This window comes from Micromonospora sp. NPDC002411, from assembly GCF_053592955.1.
The window spans coordinates 1-26,233 of sequence record NZ_JBSFBM010000053.1; the positions used below are offsets into that span (position 1 = coordinate 1).

16 protein-coding genes are annotated in these 26,233 nt (G+C 69.7%); 11 read left to right on the forward strand and 5 right to left on the reverse strand.

Annotated features, from left to right (window positions below; genetic code table 11):
* Positions 1-298: 298 nt before the first annotated feature.
* Entirely contained in the window at positions 299-1,216 is a 918-nt protein-coding gene (locus ACWCO3_RS09495; protein WP_450009363.1) for a dihydrodipicolinate synthase family protein, read from the reverse strand.
* 237 nt (positions 1,217-1,453) lie between these two features.
* Here ACWCO3_RS09495 and ACWCO3_RS09500 point away from each other — a divergent pair, with 237 nt between their 5' ends.
* Positions 1,454-2,683, forward strand: a complete 1,230-nt coding sequence (locus tag ACWCO3_RS09500; RefSeq protein WP_167524864.1) for a PucR family transcriptional regulator — start codon at positions 1,454-1,456, stop codon at positions 2,681-2,683.
* 121 nt (positions 2,684-2,804) lie between these two features.
* Entirely contained in the window at positions 2,805-4,145 is a 1,341-nt protein-coding gene (locus tag ACWCO3_RS09505; protein WP_450009366.1) for a carbohydrate-binding protein, read from the forward strand.
* Here ACWCO3_RS09505 and ACWCO3_RS09510 read toward each other — a convergent pair.
* Positions 4,131-4,625 carry a response regulator transcription factor gene (locus tag ACWCO3_RS09510; protein WP_244311766.1) on the reverse strand — a complete coding sequence of 165 codons (495 nt, stop codon included), beginning with the start codon at positions 4,623-4,625 and terminating at the stop codon, positions 4,131-4,133. The genes ACWCO3_RS09505 and ACWCO3_RS09510 overlap by 15 nt on opposite strands.
* A 91-nt stretch (positions 4,626-4,716) precedes the next feature.
* Positions 4,717-7,590, reverse strand: coding sequence for a BTAD domain-containing putative transcriptional regulator (locus ACWCO3_RS09515; protein ID WP_450009368.1), 2,874 nt, complete (start codon positions 7,588-7,590; stop codon positions 4,717-4,719).
* Positions 7,591-7,800: 210 nt separating this feature from the next.
* Between ACWCO3_RS09515 and ACWCO3_RS09520 the strand changes: the two genes are divergently transcribed.
* Complete coding sequence (locus tag ACWCO3_RS09520; RefSeq protein WP_450009369.1) at positions 7,801-8,634, forward strand: alpha/beta fold hydrolase; 834 nt, start codon at positions 7,801-7,803, stop codon at positions 8,632-8,634.
* A 17-nt stretch (positions 8,635-8,651) separates the two neighbouring features.
* Positions 8,652-9,500, forward strand: a complete 849-nt coding sequence (locus ACWCO3_RS09525; RefSeq protein WP_358074479.1) for an alpha/beta fold hydrolase — start codon at positions 8,652-8,654, stop codon at positions 9,498-9,500.
* A 104-nt stretch (positions 9,501-9,604) separates the two neighbouring features.
* On the opposite strand, the gene ACWCO3_RS09530 is transcribed toward ACWCO3_RS09525, so the two are convergent.
* Positions 9,605-9,874 (reverse strand): hypothetical protein, encoded by a 270-nt coding sequence (locus ACWCO3_RS09530; RefSeq protein ID WP_145783291.1) that lies wholly within the window; start codon positions 9,872-9,874, stop codon positions 9,605-9,607.
* Between the two features lie 148 nt (positions 9,875-10,022).
* Between ACWCO3_RS09530 and ACWCO3_RS09535 the strand changes: the two genes are divergently transcribed.
* The 7 genes from ACWCO3_RS09535 (at position 10,023) to ACWCO3_RS09565 (ending at position 25,730) form a co-directional block, all read left to right on the forward strand.
* Positions 10,023-12,977, forward strand: a complete 2,955-nt coding sequence (locus ACWCO3_RS09535) for an ATP-binding protein (protein WP_450009371.1) — start codon at positions 10,023-10,025, stop codon at positions 12,975-12,977.
* An 81-nt stretch (positions 12,978-13,058) separates the two neighbouring features.
* A complete protein-coding gene (locus ACWCO3_RS09540; protein ID WP_167524866.1) occupies positions 13,059-13,211 on the forward strand; it encodes a hypothetical protein in 153 nt (50 codons plus the stop codon).
* Positions 13,212-13,225: 14 nt separating this feature from the next.
* Positions 13,226-19,414: a S8 family serine peptidase gene (locus ACWCO3_RS09545; RefSeq protein WP_450009373.1), complete on the forward strand. Its 6,189-nt coding sequence runs from the start codon at positions 13,226-13,228 to the stop codon at positions 19,412-19,414.
* A gap of 262 nt (positions 19,415-19,676) precedes the next feature.
* Complete coding sequence (locus ACWCO3_RS09550; protein WP_358165485.1) at positions 19,677-23,828, forward strand: SpoIIE family protein phosphatase; 4,152 nt, start codon at positions 19,677-19,679, stop codon at positions 23,826-23,828.
* Positions 23,825-24,124, forward strand: coding sequence for an STAS domain-containing protein (locus ACWCO3_RS09555; protein ID WP_145783297.1), 300 nt, complete (start codon positions 23,825-23,827; stop codon positions 24,122-24,124). Before ACWCO3_RS09550 ends, ACWCO3_RS09555 begins: the two co-directional genes overlap by 4 nt.
* Before the next feature lie 77 nt (positions 24,125-24,201).
* Complete coding sequence (locus ACWCO3_RS09560; protein ID WP_450009376.1) at positions 24,202-25,050, forward strand: oxygenase MpaB family protein; 849 nt, start codon at positions 24,202-24,204, stop codon at positions 25,048-25,050.
* Between the two features lie 71 nt (positions 25,051-25,121).
* Complete coding sequence (locus ACWCO3_RS09565; RefSeq protein ID WP_450009378.1) at positions 25,122-25,730, forward strand: N-acetyltransferase family protein; 609 nt, start codon at positions 25,122-25,124, stop codon at positions 25,728-25,730.
* Between the two features lie 184 nt (positions 25,731-25,914).
* On the opposite strand, the gene ACWCO3_RS09570 is transcribed toward ACWCO3_RS09565, so the two are convergent.
* A partial coding sequence (locus ACWCO3_RS09570; RefSeq protein ID WP_450009380.1) for a hypothetical protein occupies positions 25,915-26,233 on the reverse strand: 319 nt, incomplete at its 5' end.

Consider the following 26,233-nt stretch of genomic DNA (forward strand, 5'->3'; position numbering starts at 1 on the left):
GGCGAAACGCGTTTGTCTCGCCGAGGCCCGGGCATCCAGCGCCGCATGTACACGGTTGCGCAGCTGGTGGGCCAGCACGGCCCGCCGCAGCCGGGTTCGATGGGGGGTACGGTGCACGGAACCACCTCTCGTCGGAGGAAAACGCGGCGCCGGCGTCCCGTTGAGGGGGTATCGCGGGACACCTGTCAGCAGGCCGCGCAGCGAATCTAGGAGGGCGGGCCGGTGCCGGTCACCGTGCAGATGTCGGCAGGTGGGCCGGCGACTTCCGACACCTGAAGGACCGGCGCCCGTCGGCGGATCAGCCAGGGCGGCCCCCGGAGGCCGGTTCGACGGTGGCCGCGAGGGCCCGCAGCACGTCCCGACGCACCCGGTCGGCGGCAGCCACGGGCAGGGGTCCGCGCGGTGGACGGCACCGCCCGCCGAACCGCCCCGTGCAGGCCATGGCGAGCTTGACGGCCTGCACGGACTCGGGCCGGGAGGCCCAGCCGAGGATCGGGTGCAGCTCGGCGTAGAGCGGCAGCGCCCGGCCCAGGTCACGGGCGACGCCCAGCTCGTACAGGCGCACGGCATGCCGGGGCAGCGCGTTGGGCAGGGCAGCCACCCATCCCGTGGCACCGCACAGCACCAGTTCGAGAACCACGTCGTCGGCGCCGACCAGCACGTCGACGTGCGGGCAGAGGTCACGGAGACGGTGCAGCCTGCGTACGTCACCGGTGACCTCCTTGACCGCGACGATCCCGTCGATCTCGGCGACGGTCGCCAGCAGGTCCGGCGTGAGGTCGATCCGACTGGTGCACGGCTCGTTGTGGGCGACCACCGGCAGGCCGACCGCCGCCACCTCCCTGTAGTGGGCGACCACGTCGGCGGCGCGGGCGGCAGGCCCGTCGGGTGGCCGTGCGAGCACGCCGTGGGCGCCGGCCTCGGCGGCCTGTTCCGCCCAGCGGCGGGCCTGCCTGCTGCCGTAGCCGCCGACGCCGGGCAGCACCGCGCAGCCGGCGGGCGCCGCCTCCACCGTGGCCCTGACCACTGTGGCCCGCTCGTCGTCGGAGAGGGCCCGGTACTCCCCCATCGACACGCACGGCGCGACCCCGTGGCACCCCTCGGCGGCGAGCCAACTGACGTGTTCCTGAAGTTGGTCGACGTCGACCGACAGGTCGGCGCGAAACGGCGTGGTGACGGCGACCAGCACGCCGCGCCAGGGCCTACCAGTTCCCACTCGGACGTCCCCTCTCCGCCGGCACCGCCCAGTGCTGGGACGCTGGCGCGGTGCGTATCGGAACCCTAGGAACGCCTGTCGCCTCCGGTCTTCGGACAGATGCCGGAACCGTCGCGACGCCGGCCGTCTTTTTGTCGCGAGTTCGCCAGTGGACCTTGCGCGATGACCCACCCGCACCGGAGGGTAAGGACTGGCGGTCGCGCGATCCCTGTCACGCAGCGCAACCATGGGAGTCGTATGCACGGTGAGCTCCAGCGAATCGTCGACGCCGTCGCCGCCCGGGTGGGGCGACCGGCCCTCATCGAGGACCGGCGTCAGCGGGTGGTCGCCTACAGCGAGCACGACGGCCCGATGGACGAGGTCCGCCGGACGTCGATCCTGCGCCGGCAGACGACGCCGGAGGTGATCGCCTGGTTCCGGGGCATGGGCGTGCTCACGGCGTACGCGCCGCTCCGCACCCCCGCGTGCCCCGAACTGGACCTGCTGGCGAGGGTCTGCGTGCCGATCCGGCACGACGACCTGCTGCTCGGGTTCGTGTGGTTCATCGACGCGGACGGTTCGATGACCGACGCCGACATCGCCACGGCGACCGGCCCCTTCGCCGATCTGTCGCTGGCCCTGTACCGGGAGAACCTGCTCGGCGAGCTCGCCTCGCAGCGGGAGACCGAGGCCACCCGTACCCTCCTGGTAGAGAGCCGGCAGGCGCGCGAGCACGCGGCGCGGGCGCTGCTGGAGGAGGGCGTGGTGGCCGGCGACGGGTCGACCGTCGCGCTCGTCGCGCAGCTCGTGCCGGCCAGCGGGCGGCAGCCCGACGAGGTGGCCCGGATCGCCCTGGAGCAGGCGCTGGTCACCACCCGCCGCTGGATCGGCGTGCGGGAGACGTTGCACCTCGTCTGGCACGACCACGGGGTGCTGCTGGTCTGCGGTGACCGGGTCGCCGGCCGCCCCTCGCCGGAGGTCTCCGCCGGGCACCTGGACGAGGCGCTGGGCACCGCGACCCGGGGTCTGGCCTCGGTGGACCGGACGGTGACCGGGATCGGCCACCCTCGCGCCGGCTTGTCCAGTGCGGTGGAGTCCTATCAGGAGGCCGCGCAGGCCGCCCGGGTCGGTGCGCAACTGCCCGCACTGGGCCGGGTGGTCTCCTGGGCCGGCCTGGGCATCTACCGGGTGCTGTCCCAGCTGGACAGTCAGCACCTCGACGTCGCGGGCGTCCATCCCGGGTTGGAGCGGCTGCTGCGCGACGACGCCCACCAGGTGCTGCTGGAGACCCTGGAGGCGTACCTCGACCTGGCGGGCAACGCGCACGCGACCGCCGAGAAGCTCCGGCTGCACCGGACGACCCTCTACTACCGGCTGCAACGGGTGGAACAACTCGCCGGGACGGACCTCAAGGACGGCAACGAACGGCTGTGCCTGCACCTGGCCATGAAGCTCGGCCGGCTCAGCGGTCACTACCGTACGGCGTGACGGCACTCGGGTCGTACGGTGGCCCTTCGCCGAACCGGGATCTGTAAACAACCCTTGATATTAATCGTCACGGACGTCAATATGTGGAGGTCGCGAGTCACCGAAGCCTGGGGAGTGAGCCATGAGAAGCCGCCGGATCCTCGCAGTGCTGGCCGGGGCGGCGATGACCGTCACGGCCACCGTCGCCTTCGTCCCCAGCAGTACGGCAGCCGTGTCCTCGGCCAACGCCGTCCCGATGGTCGCCTGCACCGCGCCGGCCTGGGCCGAGGGCAGCACCTACCAGGCGGGCGCCCAGGTCACCTACGGCGGCAGGCTCTACCAGGCTCTGGTCACCCACACCGCGCACCCCGGCGCCGGCTGGAACCCGGCGGCGACCCCGTCACTGTGGCGGGACCTCGGCACGTGCTCGGGGACCACCCCACCGCCCACCACACCACCGCCGACGACCCCGCCGCCCACCACGCCACCACCGACCACTCCTCCCCCCACCACGCCGCCGCCGACCGGCGGAACCTGTGCGGTGAAGTCGCGGCCCACCGGCAAGGTGTTGCAGGGCTACTGGGAGAACTGGGACGGCGCCTCCAACGGCGTACACCCGGGGCTCGGCTGGATCCCGATCACCGACAGCCGGCTCACCCAGCACGGCTACAACGTGATCAACGCGGCGTTCCCGGTGATCCGCTCGGACGGCACGGTCCTCTGGGAGAACGGCATGGACGCCGGCGTGAAGGTGTCCATGCCGGCCGAGATGTGCCAGGCCAAAGCGGCCGGCGCCACCATCCTGATGTCGATCGGCGGGGCCGCCGCGGGCATCGACCTGAGCTCCGCCGCCGTCGCCGACCGGTTCATCGCGACGATCGCGCCGATCCTGACGAACTACCACTTCGACGGCATCGACATCGACATCGAGACCGGCCTGACCGGCAGCGGCAACATCAACACCCTGTCCACGTCGCAGGCCAACCTGATCCGGATCATCGACGGCGTGCTGGCCCGGATGCCGTCGAACTTCGGCCTGACCATGGCACCGGAGACCGCCTACGTCACCGGCGGCAGCGTGGTCTACGGCTCGATCTGGGGCTCGTACCTGCCGATCATCAAGAAGTACGTGGACAACGGCCGACTCTGGTGGCTGAACATGCAGTACTACAACGGCAGCATGTACGGCTGCGCCGGCGACTCGTACCCGGCGGGCACCGTGCAGGGCTTCACGGTGCAGACGCAGTGCCTGAACAACGGCCTCACCATCCAGGGCACCACGATCCGCGTGCCGTACGACAAGCAGGTCCCGGGCCTGCCCGCGCAGGTCGGTGCCGGCGGCGGCTACATGTCGACGTCGCTGGTCACGCAGGCCTGGAACTCCGTACCCGGCCTCAAGGGCCTGATGACCTGGTCGGCCAACTGGGACGGGTCGAAGGGCTGGACCTTCGGCGACAACGTGAAGCGCCTACAGGGCCGCTGACGCCCGACCAGGCCCGGACGTCGTTGCCGACGACGCGCTCTCCGAGCGAGGCGCGGGTGCCTCCCGCCTTGCCAGTTCCCGGCGTGAGGTGATGTTGAGCTTGCGGAAGATCTTGCGTAGGTGATAGTCCACGGTGCTCGGGCTGATGAACAGCTGCGCCGCCACCTCGCGGTTGGACGCGCCGTTCGAGACCCGGCGCGCGATGTCGCGCTCCTGGCTGGTCAGGCAGCAGCTCTGGGTGAAGTGGTCGGTCGTGTCGTGGTGGGCCAGCCGGCTGCGCAGTTCGCGGCGGGATGCCACGCCCAGCCTGTGGAACACTCCGCGTAGGTGGTGTTTGACGGTATGGGTGCTGATGACCAGGTGCGTCGCGACCTCGACGTTGGTGGAGCCTGCCGCCACCAGCAGGGCGATCTGTTCCTGTCGTGGGGTCAGCGCCGCACGGGGCAGGGCTCGGGCAGGCTCGGCTACGGCGCAGTGCATGGTGCTCCTCGGCGCGGGTTCGGGGTCTCGACGACGATCCGATCGCACCGCTGTGCACGACGAGTGCAGACTGAGTGCTCGCCCTACCCGCTCACGACGCGCCCCTCATCAGGCTCAGCCGGGCCCGGACGTACGCGACCATGGTCCGGTAGGCCTCGGCCTGCTCGATGCCGGAGACCTCGATGAGTTCCCGGAAGCCGTTGTCGGCGATCAGGTTCTCGAACTGCTGGCAGCCCCGTTCCGCGCGCGCCAGGTCGCCGAGGTCGAACGCGGCCCGCGCGAGGATCGCCGCGACGGCGCACCGGGGACCATTCGACTCGGAGACGCCTTCGGCCAGTCCCCACTCCGACACCTCCACCGCTCGTTCGAGCCTGCCGTGTTTCCAGGAGGACTCCGCGATGAGCTGTGCGTAGTAGATCTTCAGGTGATCGAGGTGCTTCGCCACCGCGATGGTCAGCCCTTCGTCGCCGGCCCGGGTGCCGGCCTCGAACCGATCGGTCCCCAGGAGCGCTCTCGTGAGTGTCAGCAGCGAGACGGCGAGGAGTTCCTGGCGCCCCGTCTGCCGGGCCAGTGCGACCGAGCGCTCCCCGTAGGCGATGGCGGCGTCGTGGTCGCCGCGCGACAACGAGAGCACGGCGAGGTTTCGCAGGACGTCGGCTTGTCCGGCGGTCTCTCCGGCGCCTTCGAAGATGGACAGGGATCGACGGAGATATTCGTCGGCCCGGGGCAGCGGGGCGAAGGCCTCCCCGACGGTGCGGAGAAGCTCGGCCTCCATCAACGGCTCGCCGAGCACGTTGACCATGTCGAGGATCGCGAGCACGGTGTGTGTCCGGCGCGGGGGTATGGAGTTGCTGCCCGGTGCCGAGGCGGCGAGGACCATGGCCGCCGCGTCGCGCCGCAGGCCGTGTGCGAGGGCCACATCGATGGTCGCCCACAGCGCGGCCCGTTCCCGTCTGTACCAGGCGGCAGCCCGGGGCACGCTGTCGAACGATTCGGGCATCACGTCCGGCGGCGGTTCGTCGAGCGTGCCGGCTGGCTGCCGGTGGTGCCTCGCGTACGCCGCGCGGGCGGAGTGCAGGTAGTGCGTGATGAGACGCCGCTCGTACTCCGGTCGTTGGTGATCCTCGTCGAGGAGCTCAGCCGCATAGGCCCGCAGCAGGTCGTGCAGGACGTACCGCCCGGACTGCGACTCGTCGAGCAGGTTCGCGGTCACCAGTTCCGTGAGTAGTTGGCGAGCCCGTGTGCGACCGACTCCTACGATGCTGGCCACCGACTCCAGCGACATCCCTGGACCCGGATGGACGGCGAGGGCCCGAAACACCTGCGCCGTCGGAGGGGCGAGCGCCCGGTACGACCACGAGAACACCGACCGGACATCGTCGGACGAGTCCGCGCTGGACAACGCGTCGAGTCTGGCGGCCGGCGCCGCGACGTCGCTGACGACCGCGCTCAACGGCACTGCCGGATTGAGGGCCACGCGGGCCGCGACGATCGCCAGTGCGAGCGGCAGCCCGGCACAGAGCGTGATGACCTTGTCCAACGACTCCGGGTCCACGGTGGCGCGGCGGGCTCCGAGGCGGTTGATCAGGAGCTGTCGGGACTCGGCGGCGGTCAGCCGATCGACCTGCACGTAACGGGCGCCCTCCCGGGTGACCAGGCTCGTCATCCGGTGCCGGCTCGTCACGATGACCAGGCATCCCCGGGAGGCCGGCAGCAGCGGGCGGACCTGGTCGGAGTCGAGTGCGTTGTCCAGGAGAACAAGGAGGCGACGGCCGGACAGGCGACTGCGGTAGCGGGCCGCCTGCGCGTCGACGGTCTCCCGCGGTGACGCCACCGCAGGCTCGCCCAGTGACGCGAGCAACGTGGCGAGCGCCTCCTCCGACGACATGATGTGTCCGTCCGGATCCAGGCCCCTCAGGTTCAGGAACAGCTGGCCGTCGGGAAACTTGTCGGCGATCTGGTGGGCCCAGTGCACGGCGAGAGCGGTCTTGCCGATGCCACCCATACCGCCGAGCACGGTGATCACGATGGTCGCATCGCTGAACGCGTCGGACAGTTGGTCGTCGAGCACGGCGGCGACGCCGTTTCGTCGGACGAAACCCGCGACCGGCGGCGGCAGCTGCGCGGGCCGGGGGACGTCCGGCGGGGGTGGCTCGTCCTGCGGGGTCCAGCCGCTGGCGAGCAGTTCCCGGTACGCCTCCCGCAGTTCCGGACCCGGGTCCACCCCCAGTTCCTCGGCAAGACGCTGGCGGGTGCTCTCGAAGACCCGCACGCCCTCTGCCCGGTGACCGGTGGCCACGTACGCGCGCATCAGGCAGGCCTGTAGCGCCTCGTCCATCGGCGCTGCGGCGGCCACGCTCACCAGGGGGGTCAGTGCGGCGCCAGCCATGCCGTGGGCGATCGCGGCCTCGCTGGCCGCGAGCGCCACCGCGACGCGCTCCCGTTCGATCGCGACGAACTCCGGCGAGCTCAAGGCACTCGCCGGCAGGTCGGTGAACGCGGGGCTGCGGCCGAGTTCCAGAGCTGTCAGGTACGCCTGTACGCCGGCCACGACATCCCCGCCGGCGAGCGCCTCGCGGGCCCTACGGACCAGCTCGCGGTACATGGCCAGGTCGGAGTCCTCGGTCGCGAGGACCAGTCGGTAGCCCGTACCGGCTGGTAGGAGGTACCTGCCGGTCTCGCGGACGTCCAGGTCCGGTTCGAGGATCCGCCGGAGGTTCCCGACGTGCCGGTGGATCTGGTTGGCGGCGCTGGCCGGCGGTTGTTCGCCCCACAGGCTGTCGACGATGCTGTCGAGGCCGACCGCGTCACCCCCGGCGGCGAGGAGCTTGGCGAGGACGATCCGCTGGCGGACCGGGCCGAGATCGACGTCCGAGCCGTCCCGCCGGCAGCCAAGACCCCCGAAGACCTTGAACTCGCAGCGGGACTGCGGCACGTCCGGGGGCCTGCGGTCGGGCGTCGTCACGATTGACATCCTAGAGATGGAAGGGCAGCGGCTTCGCTTTTCGGCCCAGCCTGCGGTGCGCCCCGGGTTCCCCGCATCCCCCATCTTTCGTTGTCCTTAGGTCGGTCGACAAACACGGGGACTACGTGTTTTGGGTGATTCGCGAACCGGTGCCATATCCGTACCTTCGGCAGGGTTCCCACGTGCGGAACGCAAGCCCAAGGAGTGCGCATGCCCCATGTCACAGTTGGCTCAGAGGGAGCCGATTCGATCGACATCTACTACGAGGATCACGGCACCGGCACCCCGGTGGTCCTCAGTCACGGCTATCCGTTGAGCGGAAAGGCCTGGGAGAAGCAGGTTTCGGCACTGCTCGCCGCCGGCTACCGCGTCATCACGTACGACCGGCGGGGTTGGGGCAATTCCAGCCAGCCCACTGACGGGTACGACTACGACACGTTCGCCAGCGATGTGAACGTGCTGCTCACGGAACTCGACGTACGCGACGCCATCCTCGTCGGTCACTCGATGGGGACCGGCGATGTCGCCCGTTACCTGGGTCGCTACGGCACCGAGCGGGTCGCGAAGGCCGTGCTGATGTCGCCGATCCCGCCGTTCCTCCTGCGCACGGATGACAATCCCGAAGGCGCACCGCAGTCGTTGTTCGACGGCTTCATCCAGGCCGCTCGGGGAGACCGGGAGGCGTGGCTCAAGCAGTTCCTGCAGAACTTTTACAACCTCGACGTCTACGGTGGCTCGCTGGTCAGCGACGAGGCATTCCAGGCCAGTGTGAACGTGGCCGTTGCCGGTTCTCCGGTCGCCGCCGTGTCGTGCATCCCGACCTGGCTCACCGACTTCCGCGACGACCTGGCCAAGATTGATGTGCCGGTTCTCGTGATCCAGGGTGACCAGGACCGGGTCCTACCCATCGGGGTGACCGGCCAGCGGGTGTCCACCTTCGTCGCGGATTCGCAGTTGCTCGTCATCGAGGGCGGCCCACACGCCATTGCCTGGACGCATGCCGACCAGGTCAATGACGCCTTGCTCGACTTCTTCAAGAAGTGAAAGGAAACACCGTGAAAATGTCCTTGCGGCGCCGCGTCATCTCCGTAGGCGTGGCCATCGGCGCCCTCACCCTCGTTGGTGCCGGCATCGGCACCGCGCAGGCCTCGACGAACCACGTCGGGCAGTCGCGCCCCGCGGCGGCCAAGCCGACCGTCGTGCTCGTGCACGGCGCGTGGGCGGACGGGTCGAGCTGGGACAAGGTGGCAGCCAAGCTCCAGCACGACGGCTACCGGGTCGTCACCCCGCCGAACCTGCTGTCGGGCGTGGAGAAGGACGCCAAGAACCTCCGCGCGTACCTGGACACCATCAGCGGACCGATCGTCCTGGTCGGGCACTCCTACGGCGGCATGGTGATCACGAACGCCGCTCTGGGTGATGAGCAGGTCAAGGCCCTGGTGTACGTGGACGCGTACATCCCGGACCAGCACGACAGTGTGTACTCGCTGACCTCGGCCCTGCCGGGCTCGGTCTTCGCGGCCGAAGCGTCCACCGTCTTCGACGTGGTTGCCAACCCCAACGACGAAGACCCACACAACGTCAACCTCTACGTCAAGCCGTCGGTCTACGGCAAGGCGTTCGCCGACAGGAGCATCCCCGCCAAGGACGTCGCGGTGCTCGCCTCCCGGCAACGTCCCCTGGCCTACAACGCCCTGACCGAGGAGGCCACCGAGCCGGCCTGGCGCACCATCCCCTCGTGGTCCGTGATCGGCAAGCAGGACGCCGTCATCCCGGCCGCCCAGCAGGTCGTGATGTCCAAGCGCGCCAAGGCACACACCATCGAGATCAACGCCCCGCACCTGTCCATGGTCACCGACGCGGGCGCGGTCACCAATCAGATCGAGGCTGCCGCCAAGGCGACCAGCTGACACGACGGGAGGCCGTGGCATCGCTCACCGCGATGCCACGGCGTCCTGGTCAGGGTCTCTCGGCCGGCCGCTGGGTGCGCCGCATGGCCCGCCGGCCGGAGTGGTCAGTCCTCAGCAGCGGTTCGGCTGCGCACCACCAACTCGCCGATCTCCAACCGGCCGACGCGCAGCTCCCGCACGATCGCCCGGCGGATCGTCAGCCGCCCGATGACCAACGCCCCGACGGCGACCGCTCCGACGGCCAGCGCCCCGACGGCGAGGGCTCCGAACGAGGCCGCCCCCGCAGCCCGCGCGCCCGTGGCCGCCGCGCCGGTCGCCACCGCGCCGTTGGCCCGCGTCCCCGTCAACCGCATCAAGCCCACCTCTCGCTTCATTCCTCCATTGTCGGCGCACCGCCGGCTGCTCGCCCCCCGATCCTCGCCCGTGCCGCCCGCTCCGGTCACCGCTGATCAGGTCCCCCGCCCCCCGGTGGTCGCCGCGCTGGTACTTGTGCCCGAGCACGGAAAAGCGAGATCATCACGCATGCTCGACCCCTCGCCCGAGGACGACCGGACCTCACCGACGGTCTCCACGCCACGTTTCGTGGGACGTGACCGGGAGATGGCGGCGCTGCGGGGGGCGTTGGCCCGGCCACCGGCGATCGTGCTGGTGGAGGGCGAGGCGGGGATCGGGAAGAGCCGGCTGCTGCGAGAGTGGTTGGCCGCGCCGGACGAGCGCACGGCCTTGGTGTCGGTGTGCCCACCGCTTCGTGAGTCGTTGACGTTGGGGCCGATCGTCGACGCGTTCCGCGGGATCGACCGTCCGGTGCCGCGACTGCGGCTCACCGAGCTCGCGGGTGCGTTACGGCCCCTGTTCCCTGAGTGGTCGTCGGACCTGCCGCCCGCACTGCCGCCCCTGGACGATGCGAAGGCGGCACGGCATCGCCTCTTCCGCGCCCTGGACGAGCTGCTGCGGGCTCTGCGTGTCGACGTTCTCGTGCTCGAGGACGCGCACTGGGCCGACGAGGTCACCTTGGAGTTCCTGCTGTTCGTCACCTCCCGCCAGCATTCGGACGGGCCCAGCCTCGTGGTCTCGTACCGGCCGGAGGAGGTGGACGTCGGGTCGCTGTTGCTGCGGTTGACGTCCCGGTTGCCCGCTGGCGTGACCCAGCTGAGGATCGCGCTGGCACCGATGCGGCCCGCCGACACGGCGGCGCTGGTGTCCTCGATGCTCGACGGCAACCCAATCTCGCAGGAGTTCACGACGTTCATGCACGAGCGGACCGGTGGCGTTCCGCTGGCACTGGAGGAGTCGGTTCGCCTCATGTGCGACCGCGCCGACCTCGTCGTCCGCGACGGACAGTGGGTTCGGCTGAAGCTGCGTGAGCTACAGGTGCCGCCAACGGTGCGTGACTCCACCCGGGAGCGGGTGGGCCGTCTGTCGCCGACGGCGCAGCAGGTGTTGCGGGCCGCGGCCACGTTGGGCGAACGGTCATCGGTCGCCACGATCGCAATAACCGCCGGACTGTCGCCAGCAGCGTGTCGAGGCGCTATCGCGGAGGCGGCCGACGCCGGGGTCCTGGACGGAGACGACCGCGGCCGGTGGCGATTCCGGCATGTGCTGGCCGCCACGGCTGTCTACGAAGCTATCCCGTTGACCGACCGCAGACACTTCCACCTGCTGGCCGGCCGGGCCGTGGAGACCATCCACCCGCCGCCTCTCGCACGCCTTGCCCGCCACTTCCGTGAGGCGGGCGAGACGCAGTCCTGGGCGCGGTACGCCGAGCAGAGCGCCGAGCTGGCCATGGCCTCGGGTGACCACACCAAGGCGGTGGACCTGCTGGTCGACCTGTTGTCGTGGGCGGTGCTGCCCCCGGAGGGCCGGGCACGGGTCGCGCGTATCGCCGGAGTTGCCGCACTGGGCCGTCGTGAACCTGTCGACGAGGTCTACCACCGCGTGATCCGTACCCTGCGTTCGGTGTTGGAGACCCCCGGTCTCTCGGCCCGTCAGCAGGCCGAGATCCGTAACCCCCTGGGCCGGCTCCTGATCACCGGGGGTGAGGCGCAGGCCGCACTCGGCGAGCTGGAACAGGCGGTGGCCAACCTCGACCATGACCCGCTCGAAGCGGCTCGGGCGATGACGTACCTGGGATGGGCGTATGCGGGGCCATGGCCGGCGTCGACCCATCGGCGTTGGCTGGACCGTGCCGCCGAGCTCACCGCCGGATTCGCCTCTCCCGCAGAGCGGCTCAACCTGGCCGGTAACCGCGCCGCGGCGCTACTCATGCTCGGTGAGGAGGAGGCCTGGGACGTCGTCGCCGGCCTGCCCATCGACGGCGCGACCTCGGCGGAGCGTCTCGACGTGGCCCGCATCCACGCGAACGTCGGGACCGGCGCCCTGATCTGGGGTCGGTACGCCGACGCGGAGAAGCACCTCGACGTGGCCCTGCGTCTCGCCGATGCCGAGCAGGCGTCCCGGTTGCACCACAACGTCCGACTCGAACAGGCCAACCTGGCGTGGTTCACCGGCCAGTGGGAGGGGCTCGCAGAGCGCAGCGCGGCGCTCGCCGATGCCGACCGGGACCGGCCGGCTCATTACCTCGGCAGCATTCGCCTCGCTGCCCGGCTGGCGGCCGCAGCCGGACGGCGGCGCGCGGCGGAGGAGCAGTTCCGGCTCGTCCTGGAGGAGTCTGCCCGTCTCGGCGCAGCCGACGACACGATGGAGGCCGCCGCTGCGCTGGCCAGACTCTGGCTGGCGGACGGTAACAGCGCCCGGGCGCTGCAGATCACGAACGAGCCGATGGAGACCGTCCTGAAGAAGGGCATCTGGGTCTGGGCGACGGACCTCGTCCCTGCCCGGGTCGAGGCGCTCCTCGCCGCAGGCGACCTCTCGGCCGCGACACGCCTGAGCGACCAGTTCGCCAGAGGACTGCGTGGTCGTACGGCGCCTGCGCCCCGCGCCGCCCTCACCGTGTGCCGCGCCCTGCTGGTCGCCGCCGCCGGGGACCACGGCCGGGCGGCGACGGCACACGATCGCGCGGCGCGTGCCTGGAGCGCGTTGCCGCGCCCCTACGAGGCGATGCTCGCCCGTGAGCGTCAAGCCGAGGCGCTCGTCGCGCACGGCGAGGTCCATCAGGGCCGGGAGTTGCTGGCCGCACAGTACGAGCAGCTGTTCAGGATGGGCGCTCGCGGCGACGCCGACCGTGTCGCGCACCGACTCCGTGAACACGGCGCCGACGTTCCCCGACTGTGGCGCGGCGGCCGACGCGGGTACGGCGACCAACTCTCACCTCGCGAGCTCGATGTGGTCCAGCTGGTCATCGCCGGCAAGACGAACCGGGAGATCAGCCGGATTCTGGCGAAGTCACCGGCCACTGTGGATCAGCAGCTCCGCGCGGCGATGCGCAAGTTGAAGGTGACCTCCCGAACCGCGCTCGCGGTCAAGGCAGTGGAGGCCGGAGTGTTCGCGGAAGAGGACTCCGTCAGCGACGCGTCGTGAAAATTGACGTATCCGCTGGATAGCTAAGGTCACTCGTCCGCGCCGAGCATGGCTGCATGATCCATAGCCGTAGGGCGATGCATGCCTGAGCAACCTGTCGCGCGTGACGACTCCGCGATCGAGCACCAGCCACCTCTCGAGCTGCCTCGGGATCCGCACGACAACGCCCCCGACGCCTCCGACGCCCACGACGCCGACGGCCACGAGAGCCACGACCCCTACCAACCCCTGTAGGCGGAAGGACCCCCATGACATTGAGAGCCCTCGCGGCAACGCTTGCCGCTGTGGTCGGCCTGAGCGTCGTCCAGCCACTACCGGCGTCCGCCGCTGAGCCGGACCCCGGCGCGGCAGGCAAGAAGATCGCCTCGGACCTGACGGACCGCTTCCGCACCGAGAAGGCCCCCGACTTCTGGATCACGTTCGACACCCGGGCCGACCTCGAGCCGGCGAAGAAGATCACCGACTGGACCGTTCGCGGTCAGTTCGTCTACGACGCGTTGACCGCTGCGACGAAGAAGTCCCTGGCGATGGTCTCCCCCGAGCTCGACCGGGCAGGGGTCAAGTACACCTCCTACCCGATCGCCAACGCCGTGCTGGTCAAGGGGGGCACCGAGAAGCTCGCCCTCACCGTGGCCTCCAAGGCGCAGGTCGCCAAGATCCACGCGACGCCGCAGGTCGCGCTGGTCGAGCCGGTGGACAAGAAGGTCCCCGCCGACCAGGCTGCCCGCCCCACCGCGCCGAAGGCCACGGCCGAGGCAGGCACCTCCACCTGGGGTCTGGACGCCATCCACGCCCCGCAGGCATGGGCCATGGGTGCGACAGGTGCGGGCATCACCGTGTCCAACCTCGACTCAGGTGTCCAGTTCGACCACCCCGCCCTGCTGAACACGTACCGTGGCGCGAAGCCCGACGGCACCGTCGACCACAACTACAACTGGATGGCCACCCGTGGCACGTGCACGGGCGCACCGTGCGACGACAACGGACACGGCACACACACCATGGGCACCATGGTCGGCGACGACGGCACCAACCACGTCGGCGTCGCCCCGGACGCGCAGTGGATCGCGACGAACGGTTGCTGCGAGAACACCGGTGTCGAGTCGCTGCTGCGGTCCGGCTGGTGGCTGCTCGCCCCGACCGACGTGCAGGGGAACAACCCCGACCCGTCCAAGCGCCCCCACGTCGTCAACAACTCGTGGGGCCAGACCGTCGAGCACAACTTCGACGACTTCTTCCAGGCCATCGACGAGGCATGGTCGGCCGCGGGCATCTTCAGCACCTGGTCCTCGGGTAACACCGTGCCGTACGCGGCCTGCGACACCGTCTCCTCGCCCGGCTCCGCCGGGAGCGCCTACTCCGTCGGCGCGTACTCGTCGGACGGCACGCTCGCGTTGTTCTCCCGCAAGGGAGAGGGTGAGGGTGGCCGGATCAAGCCCGAGATCTCCGCTCCGGGCGACGCGGTCCTGTCGTCGTACCCGAACAACAGCTACGTCGAGATGTCCGGCACCTCGATGGCGTCACCGCACGTCGCCGGCGCCGTCGCGGCGCTGTGGAGCTACGACCCGACACTCATCGGGCAGGTCGAGGAGACCCGCCGTCTGCTCGGCGAGTCGGCCGTCGACGTCGACGACACCGAGTGCGGTGGCACGGCCCAGATCAACAACAAGTACGGCGAAGGCCGGCTCGACCTCGTCCGCCTGCTCGAGCTCGCGCCCCGCAAGGGCGGCACCCTGACCGGTGTCGTCACCGCCGACGGCGCCCCGGTTCCCGCTGCCGAGGTGACGATCAGCGGACCGTTCAGCCGGTCGATCGGCACCGACAAGGACGGCCGGTTCACCACGAACCTCCCGGTCGGCGACTACCAACTCAGCACCAAGGTCTTCGGCTACCTGACCGCGACCGCCAACGTCACGATCACCCTCGGCCAGGACACCTCCGTCAAGCTGCCGCTCGCGGCCGCCGCGAAGCACGACATCGGCGGCCGGGTCGTCGACGACAAGAAGCGGCCCGTCCCGAACGCCGACGTCTCCGTCACGGGCACGCCGCTCAAGCCGGTACGCACGGACGCCAACGGCGCGTTCACGATCAGCGCGGTTCCCGAGGGCGGGTACACGCTGACCGTCAAACCCAACGCCTGCTTCTCCCCCACCACTGTCCCGCTGACCGTCGGCGCGCAGAACGAGTCGCGCGAGATCGCGGTCGGGCTCGTCGTGGACGAGGGCGGCTACAGCTGCGCCGTCTCCGAGGGCGAGTACCTGCGCGGCACCGACCCGGTCGCTTTCACCAGCGGCGTGTGGGCGACGGTGAAGCTGCCGTTCCCGATCGCGCTGTACAACGGCAGCCACGACACCCTCGGTGTCGGCCTGCGCGGCATCATCTCTCCGGACGGCAGCACCGGACCCGGCTACGGCGGCGCGGGCGCCTTCCCGTTCTACCTGGAGAGCCCTGTCGAGTTCGCCTCCGGCGGTGGTGTCTTCACCGCGGCCACCACTGTCAACGGTGAGGACGCGTTCGTCGTCGAGTACCGCAACACCAAGCTCTGGGCCTATCCGATCCGGTCGGAGTACACGGCGCCGGTCAACTTCTCGGCCACGTTCACCCGCTCGGGCACGGTGATCTTCGGGTACGGCGACGGTGTCGGCAGCGACGACCCGGTGACCGCCGGCGCGACCGGCGTCACCGGCATCCAGGGCTGGGCCGGCGTCGACGGCATCCGGTTCTCCGACCACGCCCCGGTGCTGCGCGACGGGATGATCGTCACCTACGACCTGCCAGATTTCGGGTACCTCGACGCGACCGTCGTGGACCAGAACGACGGGCTGCCGGTGGCCGGCGCCAAGGTCTCCTTCAGCGACAAGGACGGGCTCGTCGAGACCGTCACGACCAACGGAACCGGCATCGTGCACCGCCAGCTTCCGGTCGGCGACTACACCATGACTGTCGACACGCCGAACTACACGACCGCGTCGTACCCCTTCTCGCTCGACAAGCTCTACGCGCAGGCGAAGATCGACGCCCGCCTGACCACCGGTGTCGCCGGCCTGAAGGCCGACGGCCTGGAGACGCTGCTGGGTACCGACCAGAACGGCGTGGGTTCGCTGACGCTGACCAACACCGGCTCCGCCCCCCTGACGTACAACCTGGGCGAGGCCGCGCGGCACCCCGAGCTCGACGCCGCCGGCGCCACCGCGCGCACCGGCACGGGCGCGGTCAGCACGATCGACCTCGCCGCCTGGAAGGCCGGCGCGAGCGGCATGAAGGCGTCGGCCGTCGACGGCAAGGCCGCGACGTCGAGCGCCGCGAAAGCGCAGGCGGCCGCCAAGGTCGGCGCGACCTCCGGCGGGGACGTCATCACCCGCATCACCATTCCCGGCACGATCGCCGAGAAGGAGCCCTCCGGCATCGGGTACGACGGCGACGTCTGGGTCCACGACTACAACGCCCGGACCAACACCGCCTACACGGTGACCGGCAAGAAGACCGGAAAGGTCTTCGACGCGGCGTGGAACCCCGCGTACCGGGCGTTCGACATGGCGCTCGACACCAAGACCGGTGACATGTGCCAGATGGAGGACAGCCCGGCCAGCTACATCCACTGCTTCAACCGGGACACCGGCAAGGAGACGAGGCAGATCAAGGGTGACTGGTCCACGCTGCAGCTGACCGGACTCGCCTACAACCCGACGGAGGACGTGTTCTACGTCGGCGGCCGGAGGAACGGTCAGATCGGCACTGTCGCCGGCACGTCCCACGACAACCCGGGCGCGCTGCTGTCCTTCTGCGCCCCACCACTGCCCGAGGTCATGGGCCTGGCCTACAACCAGGCGTCGGACACCATTTGGTACACCGATCTCACCTCGAACCGGCCCACCCGTCTGCTCCAGATCGACCCCGACGACTGCTCGCTGGTGAACGCGTGGTGGTTCCCGGGCCAGAAGGTGGGCCAGGGCGGCGGCCTCGAAACCGACGCGACCGGGGCGCTGTGGGCGGCCGACCAGCTCGCCGACGACGTCGTGCTGGTCGACGTCGAGGACGACCTGCTCACCGACCTGCCGTGGCTGTCGCTCTCCTCGACCGGTGGGACCCTCGCTCCGGGTCAGTCGACGACCGTCAAGGTCTCGATCTCCACGAAGAACACCAAGCCGGGGGTCCTCGGCGCGAATATCGTGGTCAGGTCCGACTCCGGACGCCAGTCCAAGACCTACGTCCCGGTGACGCTCACGACCACGAAGTACCAGGTCGGTGTCAACGCCGGCGGCGCGAAGCTCACCGACGGCTCCGGCTACACCTGGTCCGCCGACCAGGCCGCCGGCAAGAAGGCGTGGGGCTACGAGGGGAAGACGAAGGTCACCGCCACGAAGGCCGCTATCGACGGCACGACGGACGACAACTTGTTCCAGTCGCAGCGCACCACGCCGGACAAGCAGTTGTTCTACCGCTTCCCCGACGCGCCCAAGGGCACCTACGCCATCGATCTCGGGTTCGCCGAGATCGAGAACGTGGCCAAGGGCAAGCGGGTGTTCGACGTCCTCGTGGACGGAACGCTGACCGAGTACGCGTACGACCCGGCTGCGGCGGTCGGGCCGAACGCCGCGGACTGGCGCACCGCCGTCGTGAAGCACGAGGGTGGTCCGCTGACCGTGGAGCTGCGGGGCTCGAAGGGCCTGAAGGCCCCGACCATCGCCGCGCTGCGGGTGACGCTCGACCCACGCGCGGACGTGGCGGAGCCGGAGCCGGAGCCCGAGCAGCCGGAGCCGGGCCCCGTACCGGTGGCTCCCGCCGGTCGCTCGTATTCGGTGAAGGTGACCGACGGGCTCTACCGCCAGGGCACGGAGGAGTCCGGGTGGCACGGGGACGACGACTATGGCGTGCTGTGGTTCGACTCCACGTTCCTGCAACCGTTCTACGACACGGCCTGGGACGGCGTAGCCGTGACGACGAACGGCACGCTGATCTTCGACCGGGCCAGCACGTCGGGGAGCAACACGGCGCTGCCGTCGCCGTACCCGATCGACGCCGTCTATCCGCTCTGGGACGACCTCATCGTCGACGACGAGGCAGGCATCTACTTCGGCAAGACCGAGGTGGACGGGGTGGCGGCGCAGGTCATCGAGTGGCGCAACGTCGCCTTCTACAGTGACCGGACGGCTCGCGTGAGCTTCTCGGTCACCTTGATCGCGGACGGACGGATCCAGATCGGGTACGGCGACGGCGTCGGCGGCGACAACCCGCTGACCCGAGGGTCGTCGGCGACGGTCGGTGTGGAGAGCCTGACGCGCAACCCGGCGAGCCAGTACTCCTTCAATCAGCCCATCCTGAAGGCCGGCCTGGGGCTGGAGTACACCCTTCCGGCCGCGGGCACGATCGAGGGCACGGTCACCGACAAGAACGACGGCAAGCCGATCGCCGGCGCGATCGTCACGATCAAGGGGCCCAACGGCGAGCGGGTCATCACGACCGACGCCAAGGGCCGGTGGAAGGCCCAGGCGCTGGTCGGCGGGAACACCGTGCAGGTCGAGTCGCCGAACTACGTCGCCGCCAGCCACCCCGTGACCATCGCCAAGAAGGACCAGGCCGAGGTTGTCGACACCGCGTTGACCACCGGCATCGCCACCGTCACCGGAGCCGACGTCGACTGGCTCCTCGACAAGGACCAGAAGGCGACTGCCGACGTGACAGTCACCAACACCGGCTCCGCCCCGCTGGAGGTGCGGATCAGTGAGCAGAAACGCACCGGCGACGGCGGGCACGAGGCCGCCGACCTTCCCTGGCTGACCCTCACGGGACCGGCGGCAACCGGCACTGTCACGCTCGCGGCCGGTACGTCCACCACCGTCACGGCGACCGCCGACAACGCCGGCGTCGCGCCCGGCGTACTCGTCGGGGATCTGCTCGTGGCGTCGAACGCCGGCAAGGGCGAGACCCAGCTCAAGCCGGTCCGCCTGGCGACCTCGGCCTACTGGAAGGGCGTCGACGTCGGCGGATCCGGGTACGTCGGTGCCGACGGTTTCTTCTGGTCACCCGACCAGGGGCTTGGCTCGCGGCCGTGGGGCTACGTCGGCGGCACGGCGCACACCACCAGGGCCGACATCGCCGGAACCGAGGACGACGCGCTGTTCCGCACCCAGCGGTCCGGCAGGACGTTCAGTTACGTGTTCAAGAACGCCCCCGCCGGGACGTACCGCATCGGCCTCGACTTCGCGGAGATCGAGAAGGTCAAGGCCGGCGATCGTGCCTTCGATGTGCTGATCAACGGCAAGATCGCGCTCTACGATCACGACGTGCAGGCGAAGGTGGGTGCGCTGACCGCGGACAGCAACATGGTCACCGTCGACCATGCCGGCGGTGATCTGACGATCGAGCTTCGCCGCGAGAACGGCGAGAGCAACCCGATCCTCAACGCCCTGAAGGTCCAGCAGGACCCGCGTCTCTGAGATAGCCGACCGATCCACCAGCAGTGGTCAGAGCCTCCTCGACGTTCCTGCCGAGGAGGCTCTGACCACGACGGTTGCGGACGAGTTCGCCGCCCCGGCCTCCCGTCACCGGATGTTCCGTTCCGGGCCGGCGGGCCGGACGTGCTTTAGGATTCCGCGAGGCATCTGCGCCGTCGGCACGTCGGCGCGGAGGGCGGCACCGATCCGAGCGGCGAGACGGTGCCACCGGGTCAGGCGTGCGGTTCGAGGGAGTGTCGCAACGATGAGCAGCGCCGCGCAATGGCCGTCCGACGAGGCAGACGTCTTCGCTGGTGACGGCGAGGTCGGCCGTGACCTCGCGAAGGTGGACTGGGCATCGACTCCGCTGGGGGATCCCGCACTGTGGCCGCAGAGCCTGCGGACGGCGGTGAGCATCCTGCTGTCGTCACGCTTCCCGATGTGGATGGCCTGGGGTCCTGAGCTGACCTTCTTCTGCAACGCCGCGTACCGGCGTGACACCCTCGGCCGCAAGTACCCGTGGGCTCTGGGTCGACCGGCCAGTGAGGTGTGGGCGGAGATCTGGCCGGACATCGGCCCTCGGATCGATCGGGTGCTGACCACCGGCGTCGCGACCTGGGACACGGCGTTGCTGCTGTTTCTGGAGCGGTCCGGTTACCGGGAGGAGAGCTACCACACATTCTCCTACAGCCCGCTGCGCAACGACGACAACGCCCTCATCGGCATGTTGTGCGTGGTCAGTGAGGACACCGACCGTGTCGTCGGCGAACGACGGATGACCACGCTGCGTGATCTCGGGTCCGATCCCAGTGTGGTACGTACCGAAGAGGAGATGGTGACCTTCGCGGGCCGACAGCTCGGCCGCAACGACCTCGACCTTCCGTTCACGGCGATCTACCTCCTCGATGGCGACGGCAGCGCCCGTCTGGCGGCGGCCGCTGGCATAACCGCAGGTCACTCCGCAGCCCCGAGCACGATCTTGGCCCACGAATCGACCCCGGTGTGGCCGGTGGCGGCGCTGGCGCGGGGCGAGTCGCCACTTGTCCCGCTCGATGGCGCCCCGTTCGGGGACCTGCCGACCGGGGCGTGGTCGCAGCCGCCCACCCAGGCACTCCTGGTGCCGCTGCTGCAACAGGGCGACACGCCGTACGGCTTCCTGGTGGCCGGCTTGAATCGGTACCGACCGCTCGATGACGGGTACCGCGGCTTCGTCGAACTGGCCGCGGGTCACGTCGCTGCCGGTATCGCGAGCGCCCGCAGCTACCAGGCGCAGCAGCAGCGGGCCGAGGAACTCGCCGAGATCGACCGCGCGAAGACGGCGTTCTTCTCCAACATCAGCCACGAGTTCCGCACTCCACTGACGTTGATCATGGGTCCACTGGACGAGTTGCGTTTACGCCTCGGCGACACCGACGAGGGGGTACGCGAGGAGTTGCAGGTCATGCACCGCAACGGGCTGCGACTCGGGAAGCTGGTCAACGCGCTGCTGGACTTCTCCCGGATCGAAGCCGGACGGATGCAGGCCCACTACGAGCCGGTGGACCTCGCCGCGGTCACCGCGGATCTCGCCAGCGTGTTCCGCTCCGCCGTCGAACGCGCGGGTCTCACCTTCGAGGTGGACTGCCCCCCACTACCCGAGCCGGTGTACATCGACCGCGGCATGTGGGAAAAGATCATCCTGAATCTCCTCAGCAACGCCCTGAAGTTCACCTTCGACGGCGCCATCCGGGTACGGCTGCGGGCAGAGCACGGCCGGGCGGTGGTGACAGTTGTCGACACCGGGATCGGGGTGCCCGCCGAGGAGATGCCCCGACTGTTCGAACGGTTCCACCGCATCGACAACGCCCGGTCACGCTCGAACGAGGGCAGTGGCATCGGCCTGGCGCTGGTGCGGGAACTCGTCGGGCTGCAGGGCGGTGACGTCAGCGCCGACAGCACCATCGGCCAGGGCACCACCTTCACCATCGGGCTGCCCTTCGGGAGTGGTCACCTGCCGCCGGGCACCGTCGCCTCCGGCGGGGAGCGCGACGTATCCGCCGCCGCCGAACCGTTCGTCGAGGAGGCACTGCGCTGGCTCCCGCAGGAGCCGTCAGCGGGCACGCCCACAGAGGTCGCCGGACCCAGCGGGTGGGAGACGACGACAGACGCACGGCCCGGCTCGGCACGCATCCTGGTCGCCGACGACAACGCTGACATGCGGGAGTACCTCAGCCGCCTGCTACGCGCGGCTGGCTACCGGGTCGAGGCGGTCAACGACGGCCACCTGGCCCTGCAGGCGGCACGCGCCAGTCAACCCGATCTCGTCGTCAGCGACGTGATGATGCCCGGCCTGGACGGTCTGCAACTGGTAGCCGCGCTGCGCGCCGAACCTCGTACGGCGGGAACTCCCGTCCTGCTGCTGTCGGCGCGGGCAGGGCAGGAGGCCTCCATCGAGGGGTTGGAGGCGGGGGCGGACGACTACCTGGTCAAGCCCTTCGCCGCCGCCGAGTTGCTGGCCCGGGTGCGGACGAACGTGACGTTGGCCCGGCTGCGCAACCACCACGCCCGGTGGCGCACGGCCCTGATCGACTCGCTTCAGGAGGCCTTCTTCGTCTGCGACGAGAACGGCTCCGTCGTCGAAATCAACACCACCTTCACCGACATCCTCGGCTACGGCCCCGAAGGGCTCCCCTACCCCGCCAATCCCCCGTGGTGGCCGAGCCGGGAGACCGAGCCCGAGGCATACCAGCAAGTCACCGATGCGCTCACCCAGCTCACGGGTCAGACCAGCGGTGCGTACACCATCCCGGTGACGCACCGGGACGGCCATCGTCTGTGGGCCGCCGCCGCCTTCAACCAGGTGCAGGACCCGGACACCGGCCGACGGGTGATCGTCGGCACCTTCCGCGATGTCACGGCGGAGCACTACGCCGTGCAACGGGAGAGCGCACTGGCCGCCCTGAGCATCCGCCTGTCGCAAGCGGACAACCTCGCCGACGCTTTGCACGGCGTCCTCGACGAGCTACGGGGGCTGTGGCGCGCCACGCGCGTTCTCGCGGCTGTCTTCGACGGCTCCCACACCCCGACGATCACCGCCACCGATCCTCACCAGCGCTGGGACACCCTCACCGACCAACGCCGCCGGATGCTCACCGACCTGCGCGATCGGCCCCTGCTCACCACAGTCGCGGACCACACCACGGGCGTCGGAATCGCCGTGGAACATCCCCACGGCACGATGGCCCTGTGGATCGACCTCGGCGAGAGGCGCCCCGTCACCGAACAGGACGAGACCCTGCTGGCCCTGCTGGCCGGCCACCTCGGCCAAGGGCTGCGCCGGGTGCAGCACATCGATCAACAGCGCGAGACCGCCCTCGCGTTGCAACGGGCCATCCTCGGCCCCGCACAGCTGCCCAGCGGCTTCGCCGCGCGGTACGCACCCGCCACCCGGCCGTTGAAGGTCGGCGGCGACTGGTACGACACCATCGCGCTCGTCGACGGGCAGATCGGCATCGTCGTCGGCGACTGCGTCGGTCACGGACTGCGAGCCGCCACCGTCATGGGCCAACTCCGCAGCGCCTGCCGTGCCCTGCTGCTGCAGGACTCCAGCCCGTCGCGCACGCTCACCGCACTCGACCGTTTCGCCGCTCAGTTGCCCGGAGCGCTGTGCGCGACGGTCTTCTGCGGCGTCCTCGACCCGACGACCGGACAGCTGCGCTACGCCAGCGCCGGGCATCCTCCCGCCATCGTCACCTCACCCGACGGCAACACCCGGTTGCTCGACCAGGGTCACTCCCGCCCCCTCGGCGTTCGAGGCAGCGCCGAGCGACCCGAAGCCGAGGAACGGGTGCCGGCACGAGCCACCCTGATGCTCTACACCGACGGGCTCGTCGAACGCCGCCGCCAACCGCTCACCGCAGGCATCGGCCAGGTCGTGACGGTGATCCAGAACGGACGCGCCCACCCCATCGAGACGCTCGCCACCGACGTCATGGATCAACTCAGCCCGCCCGGGGGATACGACGACGACGTCGCGGTCCTGCTCTACCGTCACCCCGGCCCGCTGGAACTCGACTTCACCGCCGAAGCCACCGGCCTCGCACCCGTGCGCAGCGCACTACGAAGCTGGCTCGAGCGCTGCGGGCTGAGTCCCACCAACGCCTACAACGTCCTGGTGGCCGCCGGCGAAGCCTGCGCCAACGCCATCGAGCACGGACACCGCGACAACCCGGGCGGACGGATCCGGCTACGGGCCACCGCCACCGCCGACGGCCTGCACCTCAGCGTCACCGACAGCGGGCACTGGAAGACACCTCAGCCGGAAGCCGGCAACCACCGGGGACGAGGCCTGCTCCTCATGCGGGCCCTGATGGACGCCATCACCGTCACGCCCAGTGCCACCGGCACCACCATCGACATGCAGGCGAGGATCCCATGAGCACCACACTGACCCTCACCACCGACCAGCGGCCCGACGGCGCTCTCGTACTGACCGCCATCGGGGAGGTCGACATGAGCAACGCCGCCGACTTCGGGGACGCCCTCACCCGCGCCGTGGACGCTGCCCCCGGCCCGCTGACGGTCGACCTGACCGCACTGGAATACCTCGACAGCGCGGGCCTGGCCGTCCTGTTCCCCCACGTCGAGCGGATCCACCTCATCGCCAGCCCGATCCTGGCTCCCGTCCTAATCATCGCCGGGCTCGCCGACCTGATGACAGTCACTCCTGCCTGACAGATCTCAGGGCCTTTGCCAGGCTTAGGCGACGAACCGGGCTGGCACCCACATCCGACGGCAGGAGATTCCCACCGATGAAAGGCCGTTACGCCAACCTGAACCGGATCCGGACCCTCGACCCCGAGCGCGACTACCTGGACATCTACCGGACGATGCTGCGCTACGAGTTCCCGTGGGACATGAAGCTCGGCCTCAACCTCGCCTTCAACAGGTCCTTCTCCATCCCCGCCATCGCCGCGGTGCACACCACCACCGGTGAGCTGACCGACCGCACCCAGAAGCGGATCGACGACACCGGCCTGCTGATGTACGAGATGGTGCTCAACGGCTTCGAGCAGCCCCGTGGTCGGGACGCGTTGCGGCGCGTCAACCAAATCCACCGCCCGTACGACATCAGCAACGACGACTTCCGCTACGTCCTCGGCTGCCTGGTGGTCATTCCGACGCGGTGGCTGCAGGAGTACGGCTGGCGCCCGCCCTGTTGCCACGAGCTGCAGGCCACCTACCTGTTCTACCGGGAGCTCGGCCGACGGATGGGCATCACGGACATCCCCGGGTCGTACGAAGAGTTCGAACTCTGGTTCACCGCGCACGACGCTGCTCACCTCCAGCCGAACGACGACGCGGCGGCGATCGAACGGGCCACCCGGATGCTGATGCTCACCCGGATCCCCCGGCCGTTTGGACCGCTGGGGAACGCGCTGGTCAGTGCCATGTACGACGCGCCACTGCGGCAGGCGATGCGCGTCGACGCGCCGCCGTGGCCGGTCCGGGCCGGCCTGCACGTGGCGCTGAAGCTGCGCTCGCGGTCGCAGCGGTGGTTCGGCGCGCCGCGGACGACGGCGCTGTTCGCCGACGGGATCAAGGCCAAGAGCTACCCCGACGGGTACGAGATCAGCCAACTCGGCCCGCAGCACGACTAGCACGTCAACGCACCTGGATAGCCGCGTAGCGGCACCGGTGGCATCGGCGACATCAGTCAACCGTGTCGGGCGTGAGCAGCAGGAGAGATCGAGACCAGCAGATGGGACCAGACGGCACGGACACACCCGTGATGATCCGACAAGCCACGCATGTAGATGTCGAGGGCATAGTCGAGGTGCACACTCAAGCGCGCACCGCCTACTACATCGCCGGCGGACTCCGCGCTGACGACCTCGCCGACCCGGCGCAGACGCAGCAACGCCATGACGGGTGGGCCCTCGCGATCCAGTCACCGGACCGAGTGGTGAAGTGCGCAGTCCAAGACGGCAAGATCGTCGGCATCCTGAGCATGGGACGCCCACACTCGCCGACCATCGACGCCCACATGGTGGGCCAGCTCTACCAGATCCACGTGATACCCAGCCATTGGGGCAACGGCATCGGCGCACGACTGCACACCAGCTTCGTCGACTACCTCACGGACTCATCCCTGCCGACCGGGCTGCTCGAGGTCTGGGAACGCAACACCCGCGCACAGTCCTTCTACCGCACACTCGGCTGGAAGCCCGACGGCGACCGCCGGCCCGGCCCAAATGGCAGCGACTACGTCTTCCTGCGGCTCACCGCACCTGCCGGGGACCAACCACCACAATCAGCCATACGGCGGCCTGGACACTAGACGAACACCGAGCCGGCGACATCTATTGACGTCGAATACTGCACGTTGACGCCTTGACCTGGTCCAGGCCGGCGAGGCCGTCCTCTTCGGTGTGAACTCTCGGCAAGTCGGTTGGATGGGGCTTGGAGCGAGGTCAGACCGACCGGCGCACCTTGATCGACTCCGTTTCGGCGAAGTCGCGGTATCAAACCGTCCCGGATACCCCCACATCAGCGACGTCGTGTGGATCATGGGTGGGATGGGCGGTCTGTCCGCAGGCGCGGGTGGTTAGGGACCTCGCTTCAGGGTTGAGGCTTCGCAATGTGTCCTGTTTGGGGGCATGGGCGTGTGGTCGGTGCCACCCGTCGGCAGCGTCATGCAGATCACCGCCGCCGGCGTCCTCCTGCCCAGCCAACGCATCCATGTCGGCGAGCCGGAGCCGCCACGCAGACACGAGGGCCTCGCTCAACGCGCCGCCGTCGTCGCGGCTCACCACCACGATGGCCGGCTGAACGTCGTTGGAG

Bases quoted from the DNA above. Each gene is read 5' to 3' on its own strand.
- ACWCO3_RS09500 (WP_167524864.1), top strand. From the start codon at position 1,454: ATGCACGGTGAGCTCCAGCGAATCGTCGACGCCGTCGCCGCCCGGGTG.
- ACWCO3_RS09505 (WP_450009366.1), top strand. From the start codon at position 2,805: ATGAGAAGCCGCCGGATCCTCGCAGTGCTGGCCGGGGCGGCGATGACC.
- ACWCO3_RS09510 (WP_244311766.1), bottom strand. From the start codon at position 4,625: ATGCACTGCGCCGTAGCCGAGCCTGCCCGAGCCCTGCCCCGTGCGGCG.
- ACWCO3_RS09520 (WP_450009369.1), top strand. From the start codon at position 7,801: ATGCCCCATGTCACAGTTGGCTCAGAGGGAGCCGATTCGATCGACATC.
- ACWCO3_RS09525 (WP_358074479.1), top strand. From the start codon at position 8,652: ATGTCCTTGCGGCGCCGCGTCATCTCCGTAGGCGTGGCCATCGGCGCC.
- ACWCO3_RS09530 (WP_145783291.1), bottom strand. From the start codon at position 9,874: ATGAAGCGAGAGGTGGGCTTGATGCGGTTGACGGGGACGCGGGCCAAC.
- ACWCO3_RS09535 (WP_450009371.1), top strand. From the start codon at position 10,023: ATGCTCGACCCCTCGCCCGAGGACGACCGGACCTCACCGACGGTCTCC.
- ACWCO3_RS09540 (WP_167524866.1), top strand. From the start codon at position 13,059: ATGCCTGAGCAACCTGTCGCGCGTGACGACTCCGCGATCGAGCACCAG.
- ACWCO3_RS09545 (WP_450009373.1), top strand. From the start codon at position 13,226: ATGACATTGAGAGCCCTCGCGGCAACGCTTGCCGCTGTGGTCGGCCTG.
- ACWCO3_RS09550 (WP_358165485.1), top strand. From the start codon at position 19,677: ATGAGCAGCGCCGCGCAATGGCCGTCCGACGAGGCAGACGTCTTCGCT.
- ACWCO3_RS09555 (WP_145783297.1), top strand. From the start codon at position 23,825: ATGAGCACCACACTGACCCTCACCACCGACCAGCGGCCCGACGGCGCT.
- ACWCO3_RS09560 (WP_450009376.1), top strand. From the start codon at position 24,202: ATGAAAGGCCGTTACGCCAACCTGAACCGGATCCGGACCCTCGACCCC.